The organism is Nocardia sp. bgisy134 (assembly GCF_057708325.1).
Genome location: NZ_JBYIRW010000001.1, coordinates 730,764 through 748,627, shown reverse-complemented (window position 1 = coordinate 748,627; position 17,864 = coordinate 730,764). Strand labels below are relative to the sequence as shown.

The following is a 17,864-nucleotide window of genomic DNA, read 5'->3' as shown; positions in this document are numbered from 1 at the left end:
TGCAGCTCTCACGACGTTGTGGGTGTCGCCTTCTTCCTCTGACGCGAGCGCCGTCGAATCGGTTCCATCGAGATCTGCCGAGACGATCTTGTTCGGCCATTGCGCGCCCACGGACCGTCGGCCCAGCTCCTCGCCCTTCTCCCCCGATTCGTGGACGCACGGCTACCGATGGTGGGAAGCTCGATATGACCGCGGTGTCGAGGCGAGGAAGCGTGACACATGGTGGACAAATCGAGTGGACCTGCCGGGGGCAACGGCAGAGCAGTGACGGTGGATCGGCCGGAACGCATTCGGAACGTGGTCCTGGTCGGTCACAGCGGAGCGGGGAAGACGACCCTGGTCGAGGCGATGGCGCTGACGACGGGCGCGGTGAATCGCGCGGGGCGGGTGGAGGACGGCACCTCGCTGTCGGACTACGACGAGATCGAACATCGGCAGCACCGGTCGGTGCAGGTGTCGGTGGTGCCGCTGGCGTGGCAGGAGATGAAGGTCAACCTGGTCGACACGCCGGGATACGCGGACTTCGTCGGCGAGCTGCGGGCGGGGTTGCGCGCGGCGGACGCGGCGCTGTTCGTCATCTCGGCGGCCGAGGGCGCAGAGGGGGTGAGCGGGGCGACTCGTGCGCTGTGGGAGGAGTGCGCGGCCGTCGGCATGCCGCGCGCGATCGTCATCACGCACCTGGACACCGCGCGCGCGGACTTCGAGGAGATGGTGCAGACGTGCCGGGAAGTGCTCGGTGGCGGGGCGTCGGAGAACATCCTGCCGCTGCATCTGCCGGTGTACGGGCCGCGTGGCGTCGATGGGCACCGCCCGGTCACGGGGCTGATCGAGTTGCTGCCACACTGCGTGGTCGACTACGCCTCTGGTGAAGGAGTTCGCGGCGAGCCGTCGGCGGAGCAGGCCGCGGAGCTGGACGAGGCGCGGAATCGGCTCATCGAGGGCATCATCGCCGAGAGCGAGGACGAGTCGCTCATGGAGCGCTATCTCGGCGGCGAGGACATAGAACTGGACACGTTGGTCGGCGATCTGGAGCGCGCGGTGGCGCGCGGCAGTTTCCACCCGGTGCTGTTCGGCGCACCCGCGCCGGAGGAAGCGCGGCAGGGGCTGGGCACGATGGAGTTGCTCGACTTGATCACGGGCGGTTTCCCCGCCCCGACCGAACACGTCGTCTCGGCGGCGCCCGCGACCAACGGCGCCGCGCCGACCCCGCTGGCCTGCGACCCGAACGGCGCGCTGGCCGCGGAGGTCATCCGCACCGCCTCGGACCCGTACGTGGGCCGAGTGTCGCTGGTGCGCGTCTTCTCCGGCACCCTGCACGCCGACGACACCGTGCACGTCTGCGGGCACGGCTTGGCCGACCGCGGGCACCCTGACCACGACGTGGACGAGCGCGTCGGTTCGGTGACGGCGCCGTTCGGCAAGCAGCAGCGCCCGCTGGGCGAGGCCATCGCGGGCGACATCGCGTACGTCACCAAGCTCGGCCACGCCGAGACCGGCGACACACTGTCGGGCACAGGAAAGCCGTTGGTGATCGAGCCATGGCCGATGCCGGATCCCTTGCTGCCCATCGCGATTCGCGCGCACAGCAAGTCCGACGAGGACAAGCTCTCACAGGGTCTGGCCCGGCTTGCGGCGGAGGATCCCGCCCTGCGCGTGGAAAACAACAGCCAGACACACCAGTTGGTGCTGTGGTGCCTCGGCGAGGCGCACCGCGATGTCGCGCTGGAGCGGCTGCGCACCCGGTTCGGGGTGCAGGTGGACACCGTCGATCACAAGGTCGCGCTGCGAGAGACGTTCGCGGGCACGGCGAAAGCGCGCGGTAGGCACGTGAAGCAGTCGGGTGGGCACGGGCAGTACGCGGTGTGCGAGATCGAGGTGGAACCGCTGCCGGGCGGTTCGGGGCTCGAGTTCGTGGACAAGGTCGTCGGCGGTGTGGTGCCGCGCCAGTTCATTCCTTCGGTGGAGAAGGGCGTGCGCGCGCAGGCGGCGCGCGGAGTCGCCGCGGGGTATCCGCTGGTGGATGTGCGGGTCACGCTGTTCGACGGGAAGGCGCATTCGGTCGACTCGTCCGATGCCGCGTTCCAGACCGCGGGCGCCCTGGCGCTGCGCGAGGCGGCGGCCACGGCGGGCATCGATCTGCTGGAGCCGTTCGCCGAGGTCTGGGTCGTGGTTTCCGACGACTACCTCGGGCCGGTGCTGAGCGATCTGTCGAGTCGTCGCGGACGGGTGCTGGGCACGGAACCGCACGGGACCGGGCGCACGCGGATCCGCGCCGAGGTGCCCGAGTTGGAACTCAGCCGCTACGCGATCGACCTGCGTTCGCTCTCGCACGGGACCGGGGATTTCAGCAGGACCTACGCGCGTCACGAGCCGATGCCGTCGCAGCTCGCCGGTGCGCTCCGGGAAAACGGCAAGGGCTGATCAACCCTTCGAAACTGTCCACCGTCCCGGCGCAAATGATGAGCTCGGCGGCCACTATTCTGAAACACATGGCAGCAGGCAAGGGCGGTAACCCGTCGAAGGAAGCGAAGGCCGAAGCGAAGGCGGCGCGCAAGCAGGCGTCGAAGGAGCGGCGCCAGCAGCTCTGGCAGGCGTTCCAGATGCAGCGCAAGGAAGACAAGCTCCTGCTGCCCCTGATGATCGGCGCGGTGCTCGGCATCACCGTGCTGTTCCTGGTGATCGGGCTGATCTTCGATCTGCAGTGGTTCCTGCTTCCGATCGGCATCCTGCTCGGCGTGCTGGTGGCGTTCATCCTCTTCGGGCGTCGCGTGCAGAAGAACGTCTACGCGAAGGCCGAGGGTCAGGCGGGCGCGGCCGCGTGGGTGCTGGACAACCTGCAGGGCAAGTGGCGGGTCAGCAACGGCGTCGCGGCGACCACCCAGCTGGACGCGGTGCACCGGGTGATCGGCCTGCCCGGCGTGGTCTTCGTCGGTGAGGGTTCGCCGCAGCGGCTCAAGGGGCTGCTCGCCCAGGAGAAGAAGCGGACCGCGCGGCTCATCGGCGACACCCCGATCTACGACGTCATCGTCGGCAACGAGGAGGGTCAGGTCCCGCTGAAGGAACTCCAGCGCTACCTGACCAAGCTGCCGCGCAACATCGACACCAAGCGCATCGACAACATCGAGGGCAGGCTCGCCGCCCTGAGCTCGCGCAGCGGTCCCGCGCTGCCGAAGGGCCCGATGCCCGCGGGCGCCAAGATGCGCGGCGTGCAGCGCACGATCCGCAGGCGCTGAGTACGGCTTTCACGAGGCCCGCGTCCCACATTCCGGGACGCGGGCCTTCGTCTTTTCCGGGACAGGCCTGGTCAGGCGATCGGCCGCCGAAAAGTCGAAAAAACCTCTCCGAGGCGGGAACAGTCGGCCCGTATCTAACTGTTCAAATTGATTTGAGTGGTTAAAGCCCGTTCGACACCGACCCAAGGAGAGAGTCATGACCGTCGTGCACCACCGGACCGCCCAGATCCAGGACCTCACCGTCTTCTATCGCGAGGCGGGCGACCCCGCGAACCCCACTCTCGTCCTGCTCCACGGATTCCCCACCAGCTCGGCGATGTTCCGCAATCTCCTGCGCGACCTCGGCGACGACTACCACCTGATCGCCCCCGACCACATCGGCTTCGGCCGGTCCTCCATGCCGCGAGTCGACGAATTCGACTACAGCTTCGACAAACTCACCGAGATCACCGCCGAACTCCTGGACACCCTCGGCGTCGACCGATTCGCCCTCTACATCCAGGACTACGGCGCGCCGATCGGACTGCGCATCGCGAGCCGCCACCCGGAGCGGGTCACCGCGATCGTCACGCAGAGCGGCAACGCCTACCTCGAGGGCTTCACGCCGTTCTGGGAGATTCTCTTCGCGCACGCGAAGGACCGCGCCGCCAACGAAGCCGAGGTCCGCAAGCTGCTCGAACTCGAGGCCACCGAATGGCAGTACCTGCACGGCGTCCCCGAGGACCGTCGCGACCGCGTCAGCCCCGACACCTGGACCCTGGACCAGGCCTACCTCGACCGTCCCGGCAACAAGGAGATCCAGCTCCAGCTCTTCTGGGACTACCAGTTCAACCTGGACTCCTACCCCGACTTCCAGAAGTACTTCGCCGACCACCGGCCGCCGGTGCTGATCACCTGGGGCGAGCACGACGAGATCTTCGGAGCCGACGGCGCCCGCGCCTACCTCCGCGACCTGCCGGACGCGGAACTGCACCTCCTCGACGCCGGGCACTTCGCCCTGGAAACCCACGGCGACGAGATCGCCGCACTGATTCGCGACTTCCTGGGGCGCACGGTCCGGTAGCGGGCCCCTCTCACGCGGCTACAGCACATCGAGCGGAGAGAAATGGCGCCGCGTCGAACCACCATTTCTCTCCGCTCGATCGCCCCAACCCGCGGGCAGGGTTCGAATGGCGGTCCTACCGCGACTTGACCAGCGCGGTGCCCGTCGCCCGGTCGTGCATGCCGCGGCCGTCGCCGTCGGTGAACAGCGCGGGCACCACGAATATCAGCAGTACCTGGCGCGCCAATGCCCGGACGAAGCCGACCGGGGCCGCCGCGTCGACCCGGATGACCCGCAACCGGAGGAAGTACTGCCCCGGCGTGAAGCCGAACAGCGAGACCGCGGCGACGCCGATGACGAACCAGATGAGCAGCGGAAGGTTCGCGTTCACACCGCGCACGATCAGCGCCGAGATGCCGACCGCGATCATCCAGTCCACGAACAGCGCCGCGATCCGGCGGCCCATCCCGGCCAGCGAGCCCGCTCCGTCGCGGGGCAGCCCGAGGAGTTCGCCAGGAAACTCGGACGTAGCCGAGTCCCCGGGGTCCGCAGAAGGTCCGGAAAGCCAGGATCCGGTGATACGCGCCATGGCCTCCAGAATAGGCGGCTGTCTCGCCTCCACTCGGCCCGGCGCGGGTTCGACGGCGGACCACGCCCGACAGCGCCTGATCAGCGGCTACCCTGGTGCGCCCAGCACCGCAAAGGGGGAGCTCAACGTCACGGGGCGCGCGGCGGATGGGAGGATTACCATGCTTGGCGAGACAGGGTGGCCATCGCCACCCGACCAGCCGCACGTGTAACACTGGCGAAACACAGCCTTGACTGTAGGGAAACACCGCATCCATAGCGTCTGGTCGCGACGAACCCATGCAATCGACACTGGCTGGGAACCGATCCGTAAGGAGAACAAGTGACGTTCAGCACGGCCGATGAGGTCATCCAGTACATCAAGGAAGAGGACATCGAGTACGTCGATATCCGCTTCAGCGATCTTCCCGGTGTGCAGCAGCACTTCTCGATCCCGGCCAAGGCCTTCACGGCTGACCTCGCCGAAGAGGGTCTAGCGTTCGACGGTTCGTCCGTCCGCGGCTTCCAGTCGATCGACGAGTCGGACATGCTCCTGCTCCCCGACTACAGCACCGCGCGTATCGACCCCTTCCGCGCTGCCAAGACGCTGAACCTGAACTTCTTCGTCCACGACCCGTTCACCCGCGAGGCCTACTCGCGTGACCCGCGCAACATCGCGCGCAAGGCGGAGGAGTACCTGCGGTCGACCGGCATCGCCGACACCGCCTACTTCGGCCCCGAGGCCGAGTTCTACGTCTTCGACTCGATCCGTTACGAGTCGAACATGAACGGCGCGTTCTACGAGATCGAGTCGATCTCCGGCTCCTGGAACACCGGCGCGGAGTTCAACCCGGACGGCACCCTGAACCGCGGCTACAAGGTCCGCAACAAGGGTGGTTACTTCCCGGTCGCGCCGTACGACCACTACGTCGACCTGCGCGACAAGATCTCGACCAACCTGCAGAACGCGGGCTTCGAGCTCGAGCGCGGCCACCACGAGGTCGGCACCGCGGGCCAGGCGGAGATCAACTACCGCTTCAACACCCTGCTGCACGCTGCCGACGACCTGCAGCTGTTCAAGTACATCGTGAAGAACACCGCGTGGCAGGAAGGCAAGACCGTCACCTTCATGCCGAAGCCGCTCTTCGGTGACAACGGCTCGGGCATGCACGTGCACCAGTCGCTGTGGAAGGACGGCAAGCCGCTGTTCCACGACGAGGCCGGCTACGGCGGTCTGTCGGACATCGCGCGCCACTACATCGGCGGCATCCTGCACCACGCGCCGTCGCTGCTGGCGTTCACCAACCCGACCGTGAACTCCTACCACCGTCTGGTTCCGGGCTACGAGGCCCCGATCAACCTGGTGTACTCGCAGCGCAACCGCTCCGCCGCGGTCCGCATCCCGGTCACCGGCAACAACCCGAAGGCCAAGCGCATCGAGTTCCGCGCGCCGGACTCCTCGGGTAACCCGTACCTGGCCTTCGCCGCCATGCTGATGGCCGGCCTGGACGGCATCAAGAAGAAGATCGAGCCGCTGGCCCCGGTCGACAAGGACCTCTACGAGCTCCCGCCGGAGGAGGCCAAGAACATCCCGCAGGCCCCCACCAGCCTGGCGTCGGTCATCGACCGCCTCGAGCAGGACCACGACTACCTCACCGAAGGCAACGTCTTCACCCCGGACCTGATCGAGACCTGGATCGACATCAAGCGCACCCAGGAGATCGCCCCGGTGAACCTGCGTCCGCACCCGTACGAGTTCGAGCTCTACTTCGACGTGTAAGCCTGACCTGCGCGAATGCGGCTGAAAACCGCATTCGGTACGCAGTCGGTACGCACTAGGCGGACAACGAGTCCACCCGTTCGGTGATCACAGAAGCGATCACCAGGCGGGTGGACTCGTCCGTATCCGGCCAAAGGTGGCCGTATACGTCCAGCGTGGTCTTGGCGGTCGCGTGACGCATCCTCGCCTGGACGACCTTGATGTTCGCTCCGTTCGCGATCAGAAGTGACGCGAGGTAGTGGCGCAGATCCTGAAACGTGAACTCCTCCGGCAGACCGGGAATGCTCGGCCGCACCGCCCGGAGCGCCCGCTCGATCTGCCACGGCGGGACCGGCTTCCCGAAATCGTCAGTCACAACGCGCTCGCCAGAACGAGCCGTCACCGCCTCCTCGAGCATGAGCGCGAACTCCTCGGGGATCGGGATGGGCGCCTCCGAGCCGTCTGTCTTCAACGGTCGCGCTGGCCATTGCTGCTTCGGGTGCACAACGCACTGGACAAAGTCGACATCCTCGGCCACGCGAAGCCCGCTGACTTCAGAAACACGAAGTCCGGCGAAGGCACCAAGAAGAATTGCAATGCGTATGTGCTCCGGCATCGCGTCATACAGTGCCCAAAGTTGTTGAGTAGTAGCACAATAGACCTTCTGCTTACCCATCGGGGGCGACGTGCGCTTGGAGCATGGATTCCGGGCGAGAATCCCGTCCAGAACGGCGTCCTCCAAGATCTGGGACAACCGACCGTGCAGGGCGTAGATGTAACTTGCCTCGTGGCCACGGTCTTTCAACTTCGCGGTCCACGTCTTTACTGCCGACGGACGTACAGCTGACATCCGGATATGACCGAACTCGGCCCTGATCTGTGCGATATGGACCCGCGCTTGCCGAACGGTGCCGTCGCGATTCACCGCATAGCCTTTGAGCCATTCGTCGCACCACTCCCCCACTGTCATCGCGGCATCCCGCGGCGCGACGTGGGTCCCTTGGACGAGCGATGCCACCTGGTTGTCGAGCCAGCGTTGTGCGTCTGTCTTACGAGCGAAGCGTTTGGTGTATTCGTTGCCTGCGTCGTCGACATAGCGTGCACGCCAGCGCTTGCCCTTACCGTGGAGCTTCGACGGTACGCGCCGGACCGTGCCGCCCTCGTCCCGAATCTCCTTCGTCCAGAGGTCTTCGACTCCGGCCCGACGGTTCCGTCGAATGGCCATTGTTAGGCAGCACCGCCGGTCTGGGTGTTCGCTTCCTGTTCTGCGATCCACGCCTCGACGACGCTGAGGCGCCACACTCGGCGGCGTCCCAGTTTGAAGCTGGCGGGCCCGGCGCCGATGTGCGCCCAGTAACGCCATGTAGCAGCGGGAATTCCAGTAAGCACCTCGCAGTCGATCGCTTGGAGGTAACGCTCAGGTGCGGGTCGGCTGTTGTTTGTCATCGGGGTCGTCTTCCTCTCCTTGTGGTTATGCGGCGGCATCGGCGTCGTGGCCGAGGCTTCGGCGACGACGGTGATCAGGGCGCGATCAGCGGGCGGGGTCGTAGCGACCATCGTTATTCCTTGGCTATCTCGTAGTTGGTCAGTGGCTGCCGGTGATAAGGCGCAGTCCGGCGTCGGCGCTGGAGTCGGCGTCGTTGGCACGGTGGCGGGCGATGATCTTGGCGACGGTGGCGTGGTGCAGGCCGACAGCGGCGCCGATTTCGCGGGTCGAGTGCCCAGCATCGGCGAGGGCGAGGATGTGGGTGTCGCGGTCGACCGGTGTCGAGGTGTCGCCCGCTGTCGCCGTGTCGGAGGGGCCTGTCGCCTGGGTGTCGCCTGGTGTCGCTGGGCTGTCACTTCCCGTCGCCTGGGTGTCGCCTGGCGTTGCCGAGCTATCGGCGTTCGTCTCCGGAACGGTGTCGACTTGTTCGACCCGGGTGGTCGATGCGGGTTCGGTGTGGCGTGGGACTTCGAGCAGGGCGGTGAGGCCGTGGGTGGCGGCGAGTCCGGCGACGGGGGCGGCGCCGGCGACGCAGGCGGCGATGGTGGCGGGCAGGATGCGTTCGCCGGATTCGGCTGCGTGCAGGCCGTTTCCGATGATGGAGACCAGTTCGGCGAACAGCAGTTGCGTCCAGAAGAACCCGGTGGTCGTGGTGGGGACGGTGACGCCGGTCTTGCGGCGGCGTTGCAGCGAGACCAAGGCGACGGTGGATTGGATGATCGCGCCGTCGACGAACACGGGGCCGATCCAGGCGAGTTTCGGGGTGATTCCGGCCATGTCCGATAGATCGGACAGCGCTGCGAACGACCAGGCGAACGCTCCGGCGCCGATGACGATCGTCATCAGCAGCGCGGTGATTTCGGCGGGGTCGAACCGGCGAGGCAACACCGCCGTCGCCCCGCTGTCGCGGGGTGTCGCCGGTCGAGCGGGATGTGTCGCACGGTTGTCGCCTGCTGTCGTCGTGGGCGACGCGGGTGTCGCGGGCATCGGGTGGTCCTCTCCAATCGGGCCGGTCGAAACGGGTGCCCCTGGGGCCGGGGACCGCGTTGGCTGGCGGTGTCCCCGGCCGTTTCGGGTGGGTGACGGTGCTACTGGCCGCGGTTGGTGTGGTGTGCGGGGGTGTAGCTGGCGGTGAACATTCGGGCCTTCGGGTAGTCCGGGTCGGGTCCGGTGAAGGTGACCGACAGGGTCGCGCCGGTCTCGAACTCGGCGTCCCCGGCGGCTTCGAGGGCTTGGCCGATGGCCTGTTCCATACGCCAGGACACGAACAGCAGCCGCGGCCCGGCCGGGGTGTGGACGGTGATGACCAGTTGAGTAATGGGCTGGCCGTTCTCGTCGAGTTCGACCTCGTCGGGGGCGCCGCCGAATTTGAGCTTGGGTTCTTCAGCGATGGCGGTGATGTAGCCGGTGACGGTGGTGCCGGGCTGGGTGTTCTTGCCGAACGCGGCCGGGGGTCGGGCGGCGCGACGGAACCGGTTGGTGAGCGTGTTGGTCATGGGGGTGTCTCCTTCGTGTTGTGGTTCAACGGGTTCGGGTTCGGTCGGGGCGGCGAAAGGACCGCTCCTGCGGCGGGTGTGGGGTGATCTGGCGGTAGTGGCGATCGAGAAACGGGACGGGGTCGAGGTCGGACAGGTCGTATCCGGCGTCGAAGTGATCGGCCAGGTCCTTGCCGCCGCGGGCCTGGAGCACCCGGACCTCGCCGACGCGACCGGCCAGCGAGGCGGCGACCTTGTCGGCGTGCCGGTAGCCGGGCTGATCGCGATCGGCGACCACGACCACCCGCGCCGCGCCGCGCAACCATTTGGCGTGCTCGGGGCTCCACTTCCCGGCGCCCATGGCGTTGCAGGTGGCGATCAGTCCGGCCTGCCGCGCGCGTTGGGCGTCCTTCTCGCCCTCGACGACGAAGATTTCGCGGCCGGTGTCGAGGGCCTCGCGGATGTCCGCGAGCTTCCACGGGAGCGGGGCGAATCCGCCCTTCTCCCACTCGGTTCCGGTCCATCGGGCCTGCCAGAAGGACTTGGCGTGCCCGTTCTCGCGCGGGGTGTGCACGCGGTGCACCGCCCCCTCGACGCGCCCGTTCGGCCACCGGTAGATGTAGGAGTCGACGACCTCCGGGCGGCCGGTGTGAGCGCCGAGGTCCCGTTTCGCGGGGATCGGGAAACGGGCACCGAGGATCGCTCGCTCGACCGGCGACGCGACCTGCCCGGCCGGGCGGGCGGGGCGCCCGCCAGCGGTGGGCTGGCGGGCTGATCCCTGAGTGCGTTCGGGTAGTCGGTCGAACATGTCCCGCACTCGCAGACCGATCCGGGACAGCACCTGCTCGTCGTCGCAGCGTGTGCCGGAGAAGCAGCGGACGATGGTCTTGGCCTGGCGCGGGTCGTAGCGGACACCCAGGCTCGGGGTGTGGTGTCGGCCGTCGCCCTCGTGGACCGGGCACAGGTACCGCTGCCAGGACTCCGGGGCTCCGTTGCCTTTGCCGGGACCGTATCCGCCGCGTTCCAACGCGGTGATGATCGTCTCCCAGCTCCGGCCGGCCTGGTGGTGCGAGTGCGGATCCATGATCAGCGCTCCCGCGTTACCTGCGACCGGGCGGGCCGGTCGTTGCCAGTCAGCTGCCGGGCCTGCTGCTGGCTGCGGTGTTCGACATCGGTCATCCCCGCTCCGCCGTTGTGGTCGACGTCGGCGAGCAGCCGGTGCATCACCTTCGGCGAGCCCCGCCAATCCTCATGCGCGTCGGACAGGTAGTCCCAGTGCTCGACATGCGGGCCCGAGCGCCACCGCTGCTCAATCGTGATGCGCTGCTGGTCGATTCGGTCGATGTCGGTGTCGGTGACCCCGTCGGCGAACATCGCCCGAGACAGGCGGTCGTGCTCGGCGTAGTCGACGCGCATGGCTTCTTCGTGTTCGCGCTGCATGTCAGCGGCTCCTGTCGATGCCGTTGCGGCCGTGCCCGTTGCGCTGGGCGCCGGTGGGGCGTTCGGGTGCGGGCCATGCCTGGGTGTCGCCGAGCCGTTCGTGGGCGACCTTTTCGGCGCTGCCGTAGCGGTCCTTGGCCGGGGTGCGGGCGTGCAGCTTGGCCACGGCTTCGTCGCGTTCGCGCTTGTAGCGGTCACGCTCCTCGGCGACCTGGGCGGCGTCGGGCCGGTCCCGCAGTTCGCCGATCTCGTTGGCCAGGCGGATGTTTCGGTTCTTCAGCTCCTCGATGCGGCCCTCGGCGCTGGCCAGGGACTTGCGGATCTGGTCACGGTCGGCGGTGACCGCGTCCATCCCGCGCTGCAACATCCCCACACGCGAGGTGAGGCGGTCACGGTCCTCGGAGATCTCCCGCAAGCGGCGTTCGATCTCGGCCAACCGCTGCTGCCCGACCGCGGCCGCGGTTCCCGCGTCCTGCTCGGTGCGTCTGGTCGTCGGCTGGTCCGGCGGGCGCTCGATGCCGCCGCGCTGCGGCATCTCGTGCTCGCGGTCGGCGACCGTCTCACCGGTCCGCTCCGCGGGGTACTCGCGGTGCACCCGCCCGGTCAGCGTCCGCTCACGCAACATGTTCAGCGTCCGCTCACGCAACACGCTCTTCCGTACCGCGAGCTGGTCGGCGACGGCCTCGGGAGGGCCCCAGTCGCTGTATTGCACTGCACCGCTGTGGCCGTCGATGGTCTGGACGTGGAGGGCGGTGCCGTCGTTCCACGCCGCGCGGCTGATGTTGGCCTTCATCCAGTCGGTAGCGGTGTGCTCGGTCGCGAACTCGCGGGATTCGATGAGCGCCCCACCGTCCGGGTTGCTCCACGTCATTTCGGCGCGGTACCGGTGGCGAGGCGTTTGGGCGGCGTTGATGCGAGCCAGCAACGCCTCCTCGGCGTTGGCGCGGCGCGCGTCGTCCAATCCCTCCTGCCGCCACTGCGTCCGCTCGGCGGCGGCACGCTCGTTGACAACGACCGTCTCGCGGGCCACCTGGGCCCGGTAGCGCAGGGCCTCGACCCCGCGGACCTTGTGGGCGTTCGAGAACAGTCGTCCGCCACCGGTTTCGAAGTGCGGGAAGGTGGTCGCGGCATCGACACCGTCGAGGGCGATGCCCTGCTCGATCGGGGTCAACCTGGTGTTGGTGACGATCCGGGCTCGCAATTCGTCGCCGTGACGTGCCAGCGCTTGGGCGTCGCGGTAGCGGCGGTCGTGATCGACGGTCGGGTCGGCAGCGCGGTCGGTGACCGCCAGGGAGTGGGCGCGGTAGCGGTCGATCATCTGCTCGGTCCACGACAACTGGTGATCACGGTCGACCTGCTCGGTGTGGCGCTGCTCGCGCAGCGTGCGGCTGATTTCCTTCCGGAGCTTGCGCCGTTCCAGCCAGGTTCCGGCCTGGGCGTGCAGGCGCAGCAGCTGGGCCATGGCGTGGCCGAATTTGCGGGCCTCGGCGGCGAGTTCGTCTTCGACGCTACGGTCGGTCATGATGGTGAATTCCTTTCCAGGAGTGGGTTATCGGGAACGGTGCGGACGCTGGCGGCGGTCGGCTTCATTGAGCAGCTGCTCACGCCGCTCGGCGGCCGCGTCGGTGAGGCTGAGTCGGCTGGAGTAGCGGCGAGAGCGCGAGAGCGTGCCCGCGGTCTCGGCGAGGCGCGCGTCAGCACCGACCAGCGCGATCAGTACCTGCTCGGTCGCCTGCTCCGGGGTGATCAGTTCGCCGAGCGAATCGACCCGCATCGCCTCGGGCGCCTGGGACAGCTCGGTGTAACGCTGCTGCATCGCCCGCAGGTCGCGGCGCACCTCTTCGATGCGCTCCTCGAACTCCCACAGCTGCTCGTCCAGATCGCTGGGGATCGGCAGGATCCTCCTGTTCTGGTCAGCCATCGGAGTCACTCCTGTCCGTGCTGGTTCGGCCATATTCGTTGTCGTGCATCAGGTTTCAGTTCCTTTCTCAGCGGGCGGTGCGGGTGGTTTCGGTGCGCTGGCGGGCGGTGTCGATCCGGTCGACGACCGCGCGGGCGGTGCGGACGGTGCCGCCGATGACGGCGGCGATCGTGCGGGCGAGCAGCGAGATCGTGGTGACGGCGACCTGGGCGATTGGGGGCCGGTAGGCGGCGTTCCAGGCCAGGAACGCGACCCACCCGGCGGCGTAGACGGCGATCGGGGCGATCACTGCACCCGGCTGCCCGTTGGCCAGCACGGCGGCGGCGAGGACCACAATCAGGGAGCCGGGCAGCGCGGTGGGCATCCAGCGCGGGACCCGTCGGCGGGGCGGGGCGGTGACGGTGGGGCGCAGGACGGTCGGCAGGTGCTCGTCCTCGACGGGCACTGTCGGGTCGGGGTTCTTGACCAGCCGCAACCGCGGTGCCGGACGCTGCGGCTGCGGCTCCACCGCGGCAGTCGATCCGGTGTCGGGGTGGTACGGGTTGGCCGCGGCGTGTTCGGCGAGGAAGTCCTCGGCCTCGTCGAGGAGTTGTTCGACGGCCTGCTCGACCTGGTCCTTCTCGTTGCGGCTATCGTCGGGGTCGTTGTCGAAGTTGCGGGCGATACGCATCAGGGGGTCTCCGTTTCGTGAGAGTGGTTCAGGCGGCGGCGGTTTCGCCGGTGGCGCTCGGCGCGTCGGTCGAGGTGGTGCGGGTCGGGTGGGTGCCGGGCAGCGGGCGCAGCTGGGTGCGGTCGACGGGCACGACGCGCCCGTAGTAGGCGTGTCCGGCCTTGGCGTAGACGACTTCGCCGGTGGCGAGCTGGCGGACGCGGTCGGGGTCGACCAGCCATTCCTCGCCGTAGCTGATCTGGCCTTCGTCGCCGTGGCGCTGGCCCTTGATCAGATGCCGGGACGGCAGCGCCCTGCGTATGGACCCGAAGTGCTTGCACAGATCTCCTGCGTTCTCGCAGTAGCCGAGGATCACCCCGCCCGCGCACGCCTTCAACAGCCGGTTCAGCGACCACTGATCCCGCGCCAGCCCTTCCGGGGATTGGGCTGCGAAGGTGACCGAAACCCCTTGGGAGCGGCCACGTTCGGCGACCTGCTCCAACCCGAGTGAGCCTTGCGCGGTCGCGACGGCGGAGGCTTCGTCGATGTAGAGCGATACCGACCGGCGGTCGGCGGCGGCGGTGCGGCCCGCGCGCTGCATGACCATGCGGATGATCGCTGCGACTTGGGCTCGCCCGGCGTCGGGGTCCATGCCGGGCACGGTCACGAACAGCACGTCCAGCTCGTCGAGGTCGCGGCCGCCGTCGAATACCATCTGCCCGTTGTGGTCCTTGAGCTGGTCGAACAGGTTCGACATCTTGATCAGCGCGTCGTCGAGCTGGGGCACCTTCTCCGCCTGCAAGGCCGCGACCTGCCGGATCACATCGGGTGCCCCGCCCCAGGCGTCGATCAGGGTCTGCTCGGTCAGCCGGGCCAGGAACTCCGTCGAGCTGCGCGGCGGCCCGGCCGGGGCGTCGACCACCAGGGAGACGATGCGTTTGCGCATTTCGTCGAAGTGCTGCCCCTCCGACGTGCTCGCTTCCCCTGCCACCATCAGATCGCTCAGGACCGCGCGCAGGTCGCGGGCGGGCATGTCCCACACGTCGAGCCGGTCCCCGCCGGGCACGACCATGCCGATCCGGTTCCGGTCGAAGCCCAGCGCGAGCGCGTCATCGCGGATCGTCTCGCCGAAGGCCAGGTCGTCTTTGCCGCCCTTGCAGGAGATCATCACCAGCTGCGGGCGCGGGTGCCTGGCGCGCATACCGGGCACGTCGCGCCAGCGGTGCCAGGCCCGCCACTCGGTGGTCAGCACCGCCAGCGCGTCACGCTCCAACATGGTGGTCTTGCCCGCGCCGGTCGTGGCGATCATTGCGCGGTGGCGGCGAACATCGGAGTGCGGAACGGTCAGCCACTGCATGTGCCGCGCGGTCAGCGACCGCCACATGCCCAGCGGCGCCGCGGAGACCTGCTCGGCGAGCACCCCGAGAACGATGGAATCGCCCTCGGTGTAGGGGGCGCCGGCCTTCGCGGTGCGCGCCGCCGCACGGGTACGGCGCTCGGCCATCGCCGCGCGGACCTGTTCGGTGCGGGCGAGGGACTTCTGACCTACCGAGGCGTTCTTGATCAGGAAGTTCGCCCACCACCATGTCGCCAGCAGCATCCCGGCGGGCAGCGTCACCGCGAGCATCGGTGCCAGCCCCGACCAATCGCCCTCGGCGAGGGTTTCCGCGCCGGACCACAACAGGGCCAGCGGGGTGGTCCAGGACCCGCCCGCGGCCACCGAGCACGCGGGCAGCGCCAGAGCGGCGGTCGCGAAGTTGCGCAACCGGCCCGGGTCCAGCGGCCACGCGGCGGCGACCGCTACGGTCATGATCAGGATCGCGATGATCGCGACCGCGATCACCGCCGACGTCCCCGCAACGTCGACCAGCCCTGATGCGTCCGGCAGATTCCATTCGGTGACCGGCGGCGGGGCAGGCAGCTCCGGCAAGCCCGGCGGCGGCTCCGGTGAGATCGTTATCGCGGGCGGCGCGGGTTCCGGTGTGGCGGTGGGCCCGCAGTCGGTTGGGGTGAGGATAGGAGTGCAGCTCATGATGCTTCCCTGGTGACGTGCAGCCCGTGACGGGCCCGCGCGGTGACCGACTCGGCGGCCCGCTTCTTCTGCTGCTCGGCCAGGAACTCGACCCATCGGTCGTCGAAGTCCTGAACCACCAAATCCATTGCCAGCGAGAGGAACTCGACGGGCAGACGGTTCGCTGCGGCGTTGACGCCATCGATCACCTGCGCCGATCGGCACAGGTACAACACGCCGACACACGGCTCCGGCTCGGCATCGCGCGCCGCGCGGATCGCGCCCCGCAACGCGACATCCATCGCCTCGCGGGTCTTGCGGGTGAGTTCGACCTCCACCGCCCACCACTCACGCCCAGCGCGTGTCTGTCGCAGGAACCGGCCGTCGTGCACGTGCGGGCGGTCCGACCGCGGGGCCCGGCCGGTGCTGACCACACCATCGCGGCCCATCTGTTCGGCCTCGTGCCGCAAACGACGCTCGGAGACCCAGCGGGCCGGATCGGAGCCGACGAGCATGATCCGCGCCTGCGCGACCGCCCGGTAGTGGTTGGCGTACATCAGCGGCGGCGTCCAGTCCTTCGGCCGCCACCCCAGATACCGCGCTGCGGTATCCCGCGTCGGCACAACCCATTTCGCGCCCGGCTGCACCTGCTGCAACGGCCGCACCAACTTCACTCGCTCCAGTTCGGCGACCAGCATGTAGGTGTGGTTGCGACCCATGCCGAGGAAGTGGGCGAGCACGTCGATCTGCATGGCGTGCATCTCCACCAGCGCCACCGCTGCGGCCGTCTTCCGCTCGGTCAGCTGCGCCCTTTTCGGCTCACGCAGCATGTCCTGCACGGTGGTGCGGGGCAGGCCGATGACTCGGCCGATCTCGGCGTGGCTGTGCCCGCTGGCGCGCAGCGCGGCGGCCTCGCCGAGGACGGCTTCGACCTTGCGGGCCGAGATCTCCAGCGTGCGTGCAATCTCCCTGTAGGACATCCCTGCACAGCGCAGCCCCTCCACCACCTGCGGCCGGTGCTGCAACTCCAGCTCGGCGTAGCGGGCCTTCGTGTTGTGGTTCATCGGCTTCGCTCCCTTCCTTGCCGCTGCTCGCGGCTGCGACCGGCGCTGCGGCGGCGGGCGGCGATATCGGCGCGGGCCTGCTCGATCACCTCGCGCATATCCGTCGCGTCGATCCCGCGCCGCTCGCACGCGTCCGCCGACCGCATCCACCGCGCCAACTCCAGCGCCTCCAGCTGCGCTCGGCTCGGAACCCGCTTCGGCACAGCCGATTCCGCGTCGAACAGATGCGCTGTCAACGGGCCACGCGACCCGCTCCGCGCGCGCAGTACCTGCGCCTCGTGCTCACCGGCGGGCCGCAACCCTTCGCGGGCCAGCTGGCGGCGGGTCCGCAGATGCTGCGGCGCCAAACCCCACGGCCACGTCGGCACACCGAACTCGCGGCCCTCCGGATCGTGAAAACGGCTTCTGCTCATCGCGACCGCTCGATCCCGCGGGAACGTTCCCGCTGCTCACGGTCGGCCCGGCCAGCGGCGATCTTGGCGCGGATCTTCGCGGCCATCTCCGAGCCATGGCGGTAATCGAGCAGCAGGTCCCATACCGCCGACTTCTCGGCATACACCTCTGTGTGCTTGCACCCGGCGTACTGGGTCCTCGATGACTCGAAGTCGTTGTCGCGGAATCCCTTCGCTGCGGACGTGTCCCCAGCGGCGTACACCATGTCGAACAGCACGCCCTGGGCGGTGTCCAACCGCTGGTACTCCGCCTCCAACTCGGCGTGCTCCCGGCGGCGGTCCGGCGCGCTCATCGCGGCACCCCCGTCAACCGCTCACGCGGGATGCACGACCCCGGCCGCTCCGCCGGAACTCCGGCGTCCGCGGCGCGGCACACGTTCGGAGAAGGCGTGTAGTCCTGGTAGTCGACCCATGCGGCGGTGCACCCGGCCATACCGACCGCAAGCATCACTGCCAACACGAGCAACTGCCCACCCGGCGGAAGAGCACGCAGCGGCGCGAAAACAGCACCCGCGCCAGTGAACTCCGGGCCCGACAGCGAGTTCAGGGTGTGCCGACCGATGCTGTCCCGCTCGTGCGGGGCAACGAGGTACCCGTGCGTCGGCTGCTGGTCCTGGTTCATCGCCGCACCCCCCACCGACGCGAGGACCGCCACAGCGCGACCGCGCCGAACAGCATCAACGTGAACCCGATCAGCTCCGGCGCGGTCAGCAGGAGGTAGCCAACGGCCATAGCCGACACGGCTAAAAGGACCATTCGGAGGCT

General features: G+C 68.5%; 20 protein-coding genes. 4 read left to right on the top strand and 16 right to left on the bottom strand.

Features of this window, described 5'->3' with window-relative positions:
• Window positions 1–219: 219 nt before the first annotated feature.
• The 3 genes from AC3ERS_RS03345 (at window position 220) to AC3ERS_RS03335 (ending at window position 4,296) form a co-directional block, all read left to right on the top strand.
• Complete coding sequence (locus AC3ERS_RS03345) at window positions 220–2,421, top strand: elongation factor G-like protein EF-G2 (protein ID WP_431963303.1); 2,202 nt, start codon at window positions 220–222, stop codon at window positions 2,419–2,421.
• 68 nt (window positions 2,422–2,489) lie between these two features.
• A complete protein-coding gene (locus tag AC3ERS_RS03340) occupies window positions 2,490–3,233 on the top strand; it encodes a DUF4191 domain-containing protein (protein WP_431963301.1) in 744 nt (247 codons plus the stop codon).
• 196 nt (window positions 3,234–3,429) lie between these two features.
• Complete coding sequence (locus AC3ERS_RS03335) at window positions 3,430–4,296, top strand: alpha/beta fold hydrolase (protein ID WP_431963299.1); 867 nt, start codon at window positions 3,430–3,432, stop codon at window positions 4,294–4,296.
• 115 nt (window positions 4,297–4,411) lie between these two features.
• Here AC3ERS_RS03335 and AC3ERS_RS03330 read toward each other — a convergent pair whose 3' ends face one another.
• Window positions 4,412–4,864: an RDD family protein gene (locus AC3ERS_RS03330; protein WP_431963297.1), complete on the bottom strand. Its 453-nt coding sequence runs from the start codon at window positions 4,862–4,864 to the stop codon at window positions 4,412–4,414.
• A 321-nt stretch (window positions 4,865–5,185) separates the two neighbouring features.
• Between AC3ERS_RS03330 and glnA the strand changes: the two genes are divergently transcribed.
• A complete protein-coding gene (glnA, locus tag AC3ERS_RS03325; RefSeq protein WP_431963295.1) occupies window positions 5,186–6,622 on the top strand; it encodes a type I glutamate--ammonia ligase in 1,437 nt (478 codons plus the stop codon).
• Between the two features lie 55 nt (window positions 6,623–6,677).
• On the opposite strand, the gene AC3ERS_RS03320 is transcribed toward glnA, so the two are convergent.
• The 15 genes from AC3ERS_RS03320 to AC3ERS_RS03250 form a co-directional block, all read right to left on the bottom strand.
• Window positions 6,678–7,826, bottom strand: a complete 1,149-nt coding sequence (locus tag AC3ERS_RS03320; RefSeq protein ID WP_431963293.1) for a tyrosine-type recombinase/integrase — start codon at window positions 7,824–7,826, stop codon at window positions 6,678–6,680.
• Window positions 7,827–7,828: 2 nt separating this feature from the next.
• Window positions 7,829–8,158, bottom strand: a complete 330-nt coding sequence (locus AC3ERS_RS03315) for a helix-turn-helix transcriptional regulator (RefSeq protein ID WP_431963291.1) — start codon at window positions 8,156–8,158, stop codon at window positions 7,829–7,831.
• 28 nt (window positions 8,159–8,186) lie between these two features.
• Window positions 8,187–9,074, bottom strand: a complete 888-nt coding sequence (locus AC3ERS_RS03310) for a DUF2637 domain-containing protein (RefSeq protein WP_431963289.1) — start codon at window positions 9,072–9,074, stop codon at window positions 8,187–8,189.
• 101 nt (window positions 9,075–9,175) lie between these two features.
• Entirely contained in the window at window positions 9,176–9,583 is a 408-nt protein-coding gene (locus AC3ERS_RS03305; protein ID WP_431963287.1) for a hypothetical protein, read from the bottom strand.
• Window positions 9,584–9,608: 25 nt separating this feature from the next.
• Window positions 9,609–10,646, bottom strand: a complete 1,038-nt coding sequence (locus AC3ERS_RS03300) for a toprim domain-containing protein (RefSeq protein ID WP_431963285.1) — start codon at window positions 10,644–10,646, stop codon at window positions 9,609–9,611.
• 2 nt (window positions 10,647–10,648) lie between these two features.
• Window positions 10,649–11,002 (bottom strand): hypothetical protein, encoded by a 354-nt coding sequence (locus AC3ERS_RS03295; RefSeq protein WP_431963283.1) that lies wholly within the window; start codon window positions 11,000–11,002, stop codon window positions 10,649–10,651.
• 1 nt (window position 11,003) lies between these two features.
• Window positions 11,004–12,524 carry a hypothetical protein gene (locus AC3ERS_RS03290; RefSeq protein ID WP_431963281.1) on the bottom strand — a complete coding sequence of 507 codons (1,521 nt, stop codon included), beginning with the start codon at window positions 12,522–12,524 and terminating at the stop codon, window positions 11,004–11,006.
• A gap of 27 nt (window positions 12,525–12,551) precedes the next feature.
• On the bottom strand, window positions 12,552–12,923 hold the full coding sequence (locus tag AC3ERS_RS03285; protein WP_431963279.1) for a hypothetical protein: 372 nt from the start codon (window positions 12,921–12,923) through the stop codon (window positions 12,552–12,554).
• Between the two features lie 67 nt (window positions 12,924–12,990).
• Entirely contained in the window at window positions 12,991–13,593 is a 603-nt protein-coding gene (locus AC3ERS_RS03280; protein WP_431963277.1) for a hypothetical protein, read from the bottom strand.
• A gap of 28 nt (window positions 13,594–13,621) precedes the next feature.
• On the bottom strand, window positions 13,622–15,604 hold the full coding sequence (locus tag AC3ERS_RS03275; RefSeq protein ID WP_431963275.1) for a type IV secretory system conjugative DNA transfer family protein: 1,983 nt from the start codon (window positions 15,602–15,604) through the stop codon (window positions 13,622–13,624).
• Window positions 15,601–16,647: a hypothetical protein gene (locus tag AC3ERS_RS03270; RefSeq protein WP_431963273.1), complete on the bottom strand. Its 1,047-nt coding sequence runs from the start codon at window positions 16,645–16,647 to the stop codon at window positions 15,601–15,603. The genes AC3ERS_RS03275 and AC3ERS_RS03270 overlap by 4 nt, the downstream gene beginning before the upstream one ends.
• Entirely contained in the window at window positions 16,644–17,060 is a 417-nt protein-coding gene (locus tag AC3ERS_RS03265; protein ID WP_431963271.1) for an RRQRL motif-containing zinc-binding protein, read from the bottom strand. Before AC3ERS_RS03265 ends, AC3ERS_RS03270 begins: the two co-directional genes overlap by 4 nt.
• The gene (locus AC3ERS_RS03260) at window positions 17,057–17,392 is read right to left on the bottom strand and encodes a hypothetical protein (protein WP_431963269.1); all 336 of its coding nucleotides are present in this window, start codon (window positions 17,390–17,392) and stop codon (window positions 17,057–17,059) included. Before AC3ERS_RS03260 ends, AC3ERS_RS03265 begins: the two co-directional genes overlap by 4 nt.
• Complete coding sequence (locus tag AC3ERS_RS03255; protein WP_431963267.1) at window positions 17,389–17,721, bottom strand: hypothetical protein; 333 nt, start codon at window positions 17,719–17,721, stop codon at window positions 17,389–17,391. The genes AC3ERS_RS03260 and AC3ERS_RS03255 overlap by 4 nt, the downstream gene beginning before the upstream one ends.
• A complete protein-coding gene (locus tag AC3ERS_RS03250; RefSeq protein WP_431963265.1) occupies window positions 17,718–17,855 on the bottom strand; it encodes a hypothetical protein in 138 nt (45 codons plus the stop codon). The genes AC3ERS_RS03255 and AC3ERS_RS03250 overlap by 4 nt, the downstream gene beginning before the upstream one ends.
• Window positions 17,856–17,864: the final 9 nt, after the last annotated feature.

Bases quoted from the DNA above. Each gene is read 5' to 3' on its own strand.
- AC3ERS_RS03315 (WP_431963291.1), bottom strand. From the start codon at position 8,158: ATGGTCGCTACGACCCCGCCCGCTGATCGCGCCCTGATCACCGTCGTC.
- AC3ERS_RS03280 (WP_431963277.1), bottom strand. From the start codon at position 13,593: ATGCGTATCGCCCGCAACTTCGACAACGACCCCGACGATAGCCGCAAC.
- AC3ERS_RS03250 (WP_431963265.1), bottom strand. From the start codon at position 17,855: ATGGTCCTTTTAGCCGTGTCGGCTATGGCCGTTGGCTACCTCCTGCTG.
- AC3ERS_RS03330 (WP_431963297.1), bottom strand. From the start codon at position 4,864: ATGGCGCGTATCACCGGATCCTGGCTTTCCGGACCTTCTGCGGACCCC.
- AC3ERS_RS03300 (WP_431963285.1), bottom strand. From the start codon at position 10,646: ATGGATCCGCACTCGCACCACCAGGCCGGCCGGAGCTGGGAGACGATC.
- AC3ERS_RS03260 (WP_431963269.1), bottom strand. From the start codon at position 17,392: ATGAGCGCGCCGGACCGCCGCCGGGAGCACGCCGAGTTGGAGGCGGAG.
- AC3ERS_RS03345 (WP_431963303.1), top strand. From the start codon at position 220: ATGGTGGACAAATCGAGTGGACCTGCCGGGGGCAACGGCAGAGCAGTG.
- AC3ERS_RS03310 (WP_431963289.1), bottom strand. From the start codon at position 9,074: ATGCCCGCGACACCCGCGTCGCCCACGACGACAGCAGGCGACAACCGT.
- AC3ERS_RS03295 (WP_431963283.1), bottom strand. From the start codon at position 11,002: ATGCAGCGCGAACACGAAGAAGCCATGCGCGTCGACTACGCCGAGCAC.
- AC3ERS_RS03335 (WP_431963299.1), top strand. From the start codon at position 3,430: ATGACCGTCGTGCACCACCGGACCGCCCAGATCCAGGACCTCACCGTC.
- AC3ERS_RS03285 (WP_431963279.1), bottom strand. From the start codon at position 12,923: ATGGCTGACCAGAACAGGAGGATCCTGCCGATCCCCAGCGATCTGGAC.
- AC3ERS_RS03265 (WP_431963271.1), bottom strand. From the start codon at position 17,060: ATGAGCAGAAGCCGTTTTCACGATCCGGAGGGCCGCGAGTTCGGTGTG.
- AC3ERS_RS03320 (WP_431963293.1), bottom strand. From the start codon at position 7,826: ATGGCCATTCGACGGAACCGTCGGGCCGGAGTCGAAGACCTCTGGACG.
- AC3ERS_RS03305 (WP_431963287.1), bottom strand. From the start codon at position 9,583: ATGACCAACACGCTCACCAACCGGTTCCGTCGCGCCGCCCGACCCCCG.
- AC3ERS_RS03290 (WP_431963281.1), bottom strand. From the start codon at position 12,524: ATGACCGACCGTAGCGTCGAAGACGAACTCGCCGCCGAGGCCCGCAAA.
- AC3ERS_RS03270 (WP_431963273.1), bottom strand. From the start codon at position 16,647: ATGAACCACAACACGAAGGCCCGCTACGCCGAGCTGGAGTTGCAGCAC.
- AC3ERS_RS03340 (WP_431963301.1), top strand. From the start codon at position 2,490: ATGGCAGCAGGCAAGGGCGGTAACCCGTCGAAGGAAGCGAAGGCCGAA.
- AC3ERS_RS03255 (WP_431963267.1), bottom strand. From the start codon at position 17,721: ATGAACCAGGACCAGCAGCCGACGCACGGGTACCTCGTTGCCCCGCAC.
- AC3ERS_RS03275 (WP_431963275.1), bottom strand. From the start codon at position 15,604: ATGAGCTGCACTCCTATCCTCACCCCAACCGACTGCGGGCCCACCGCC.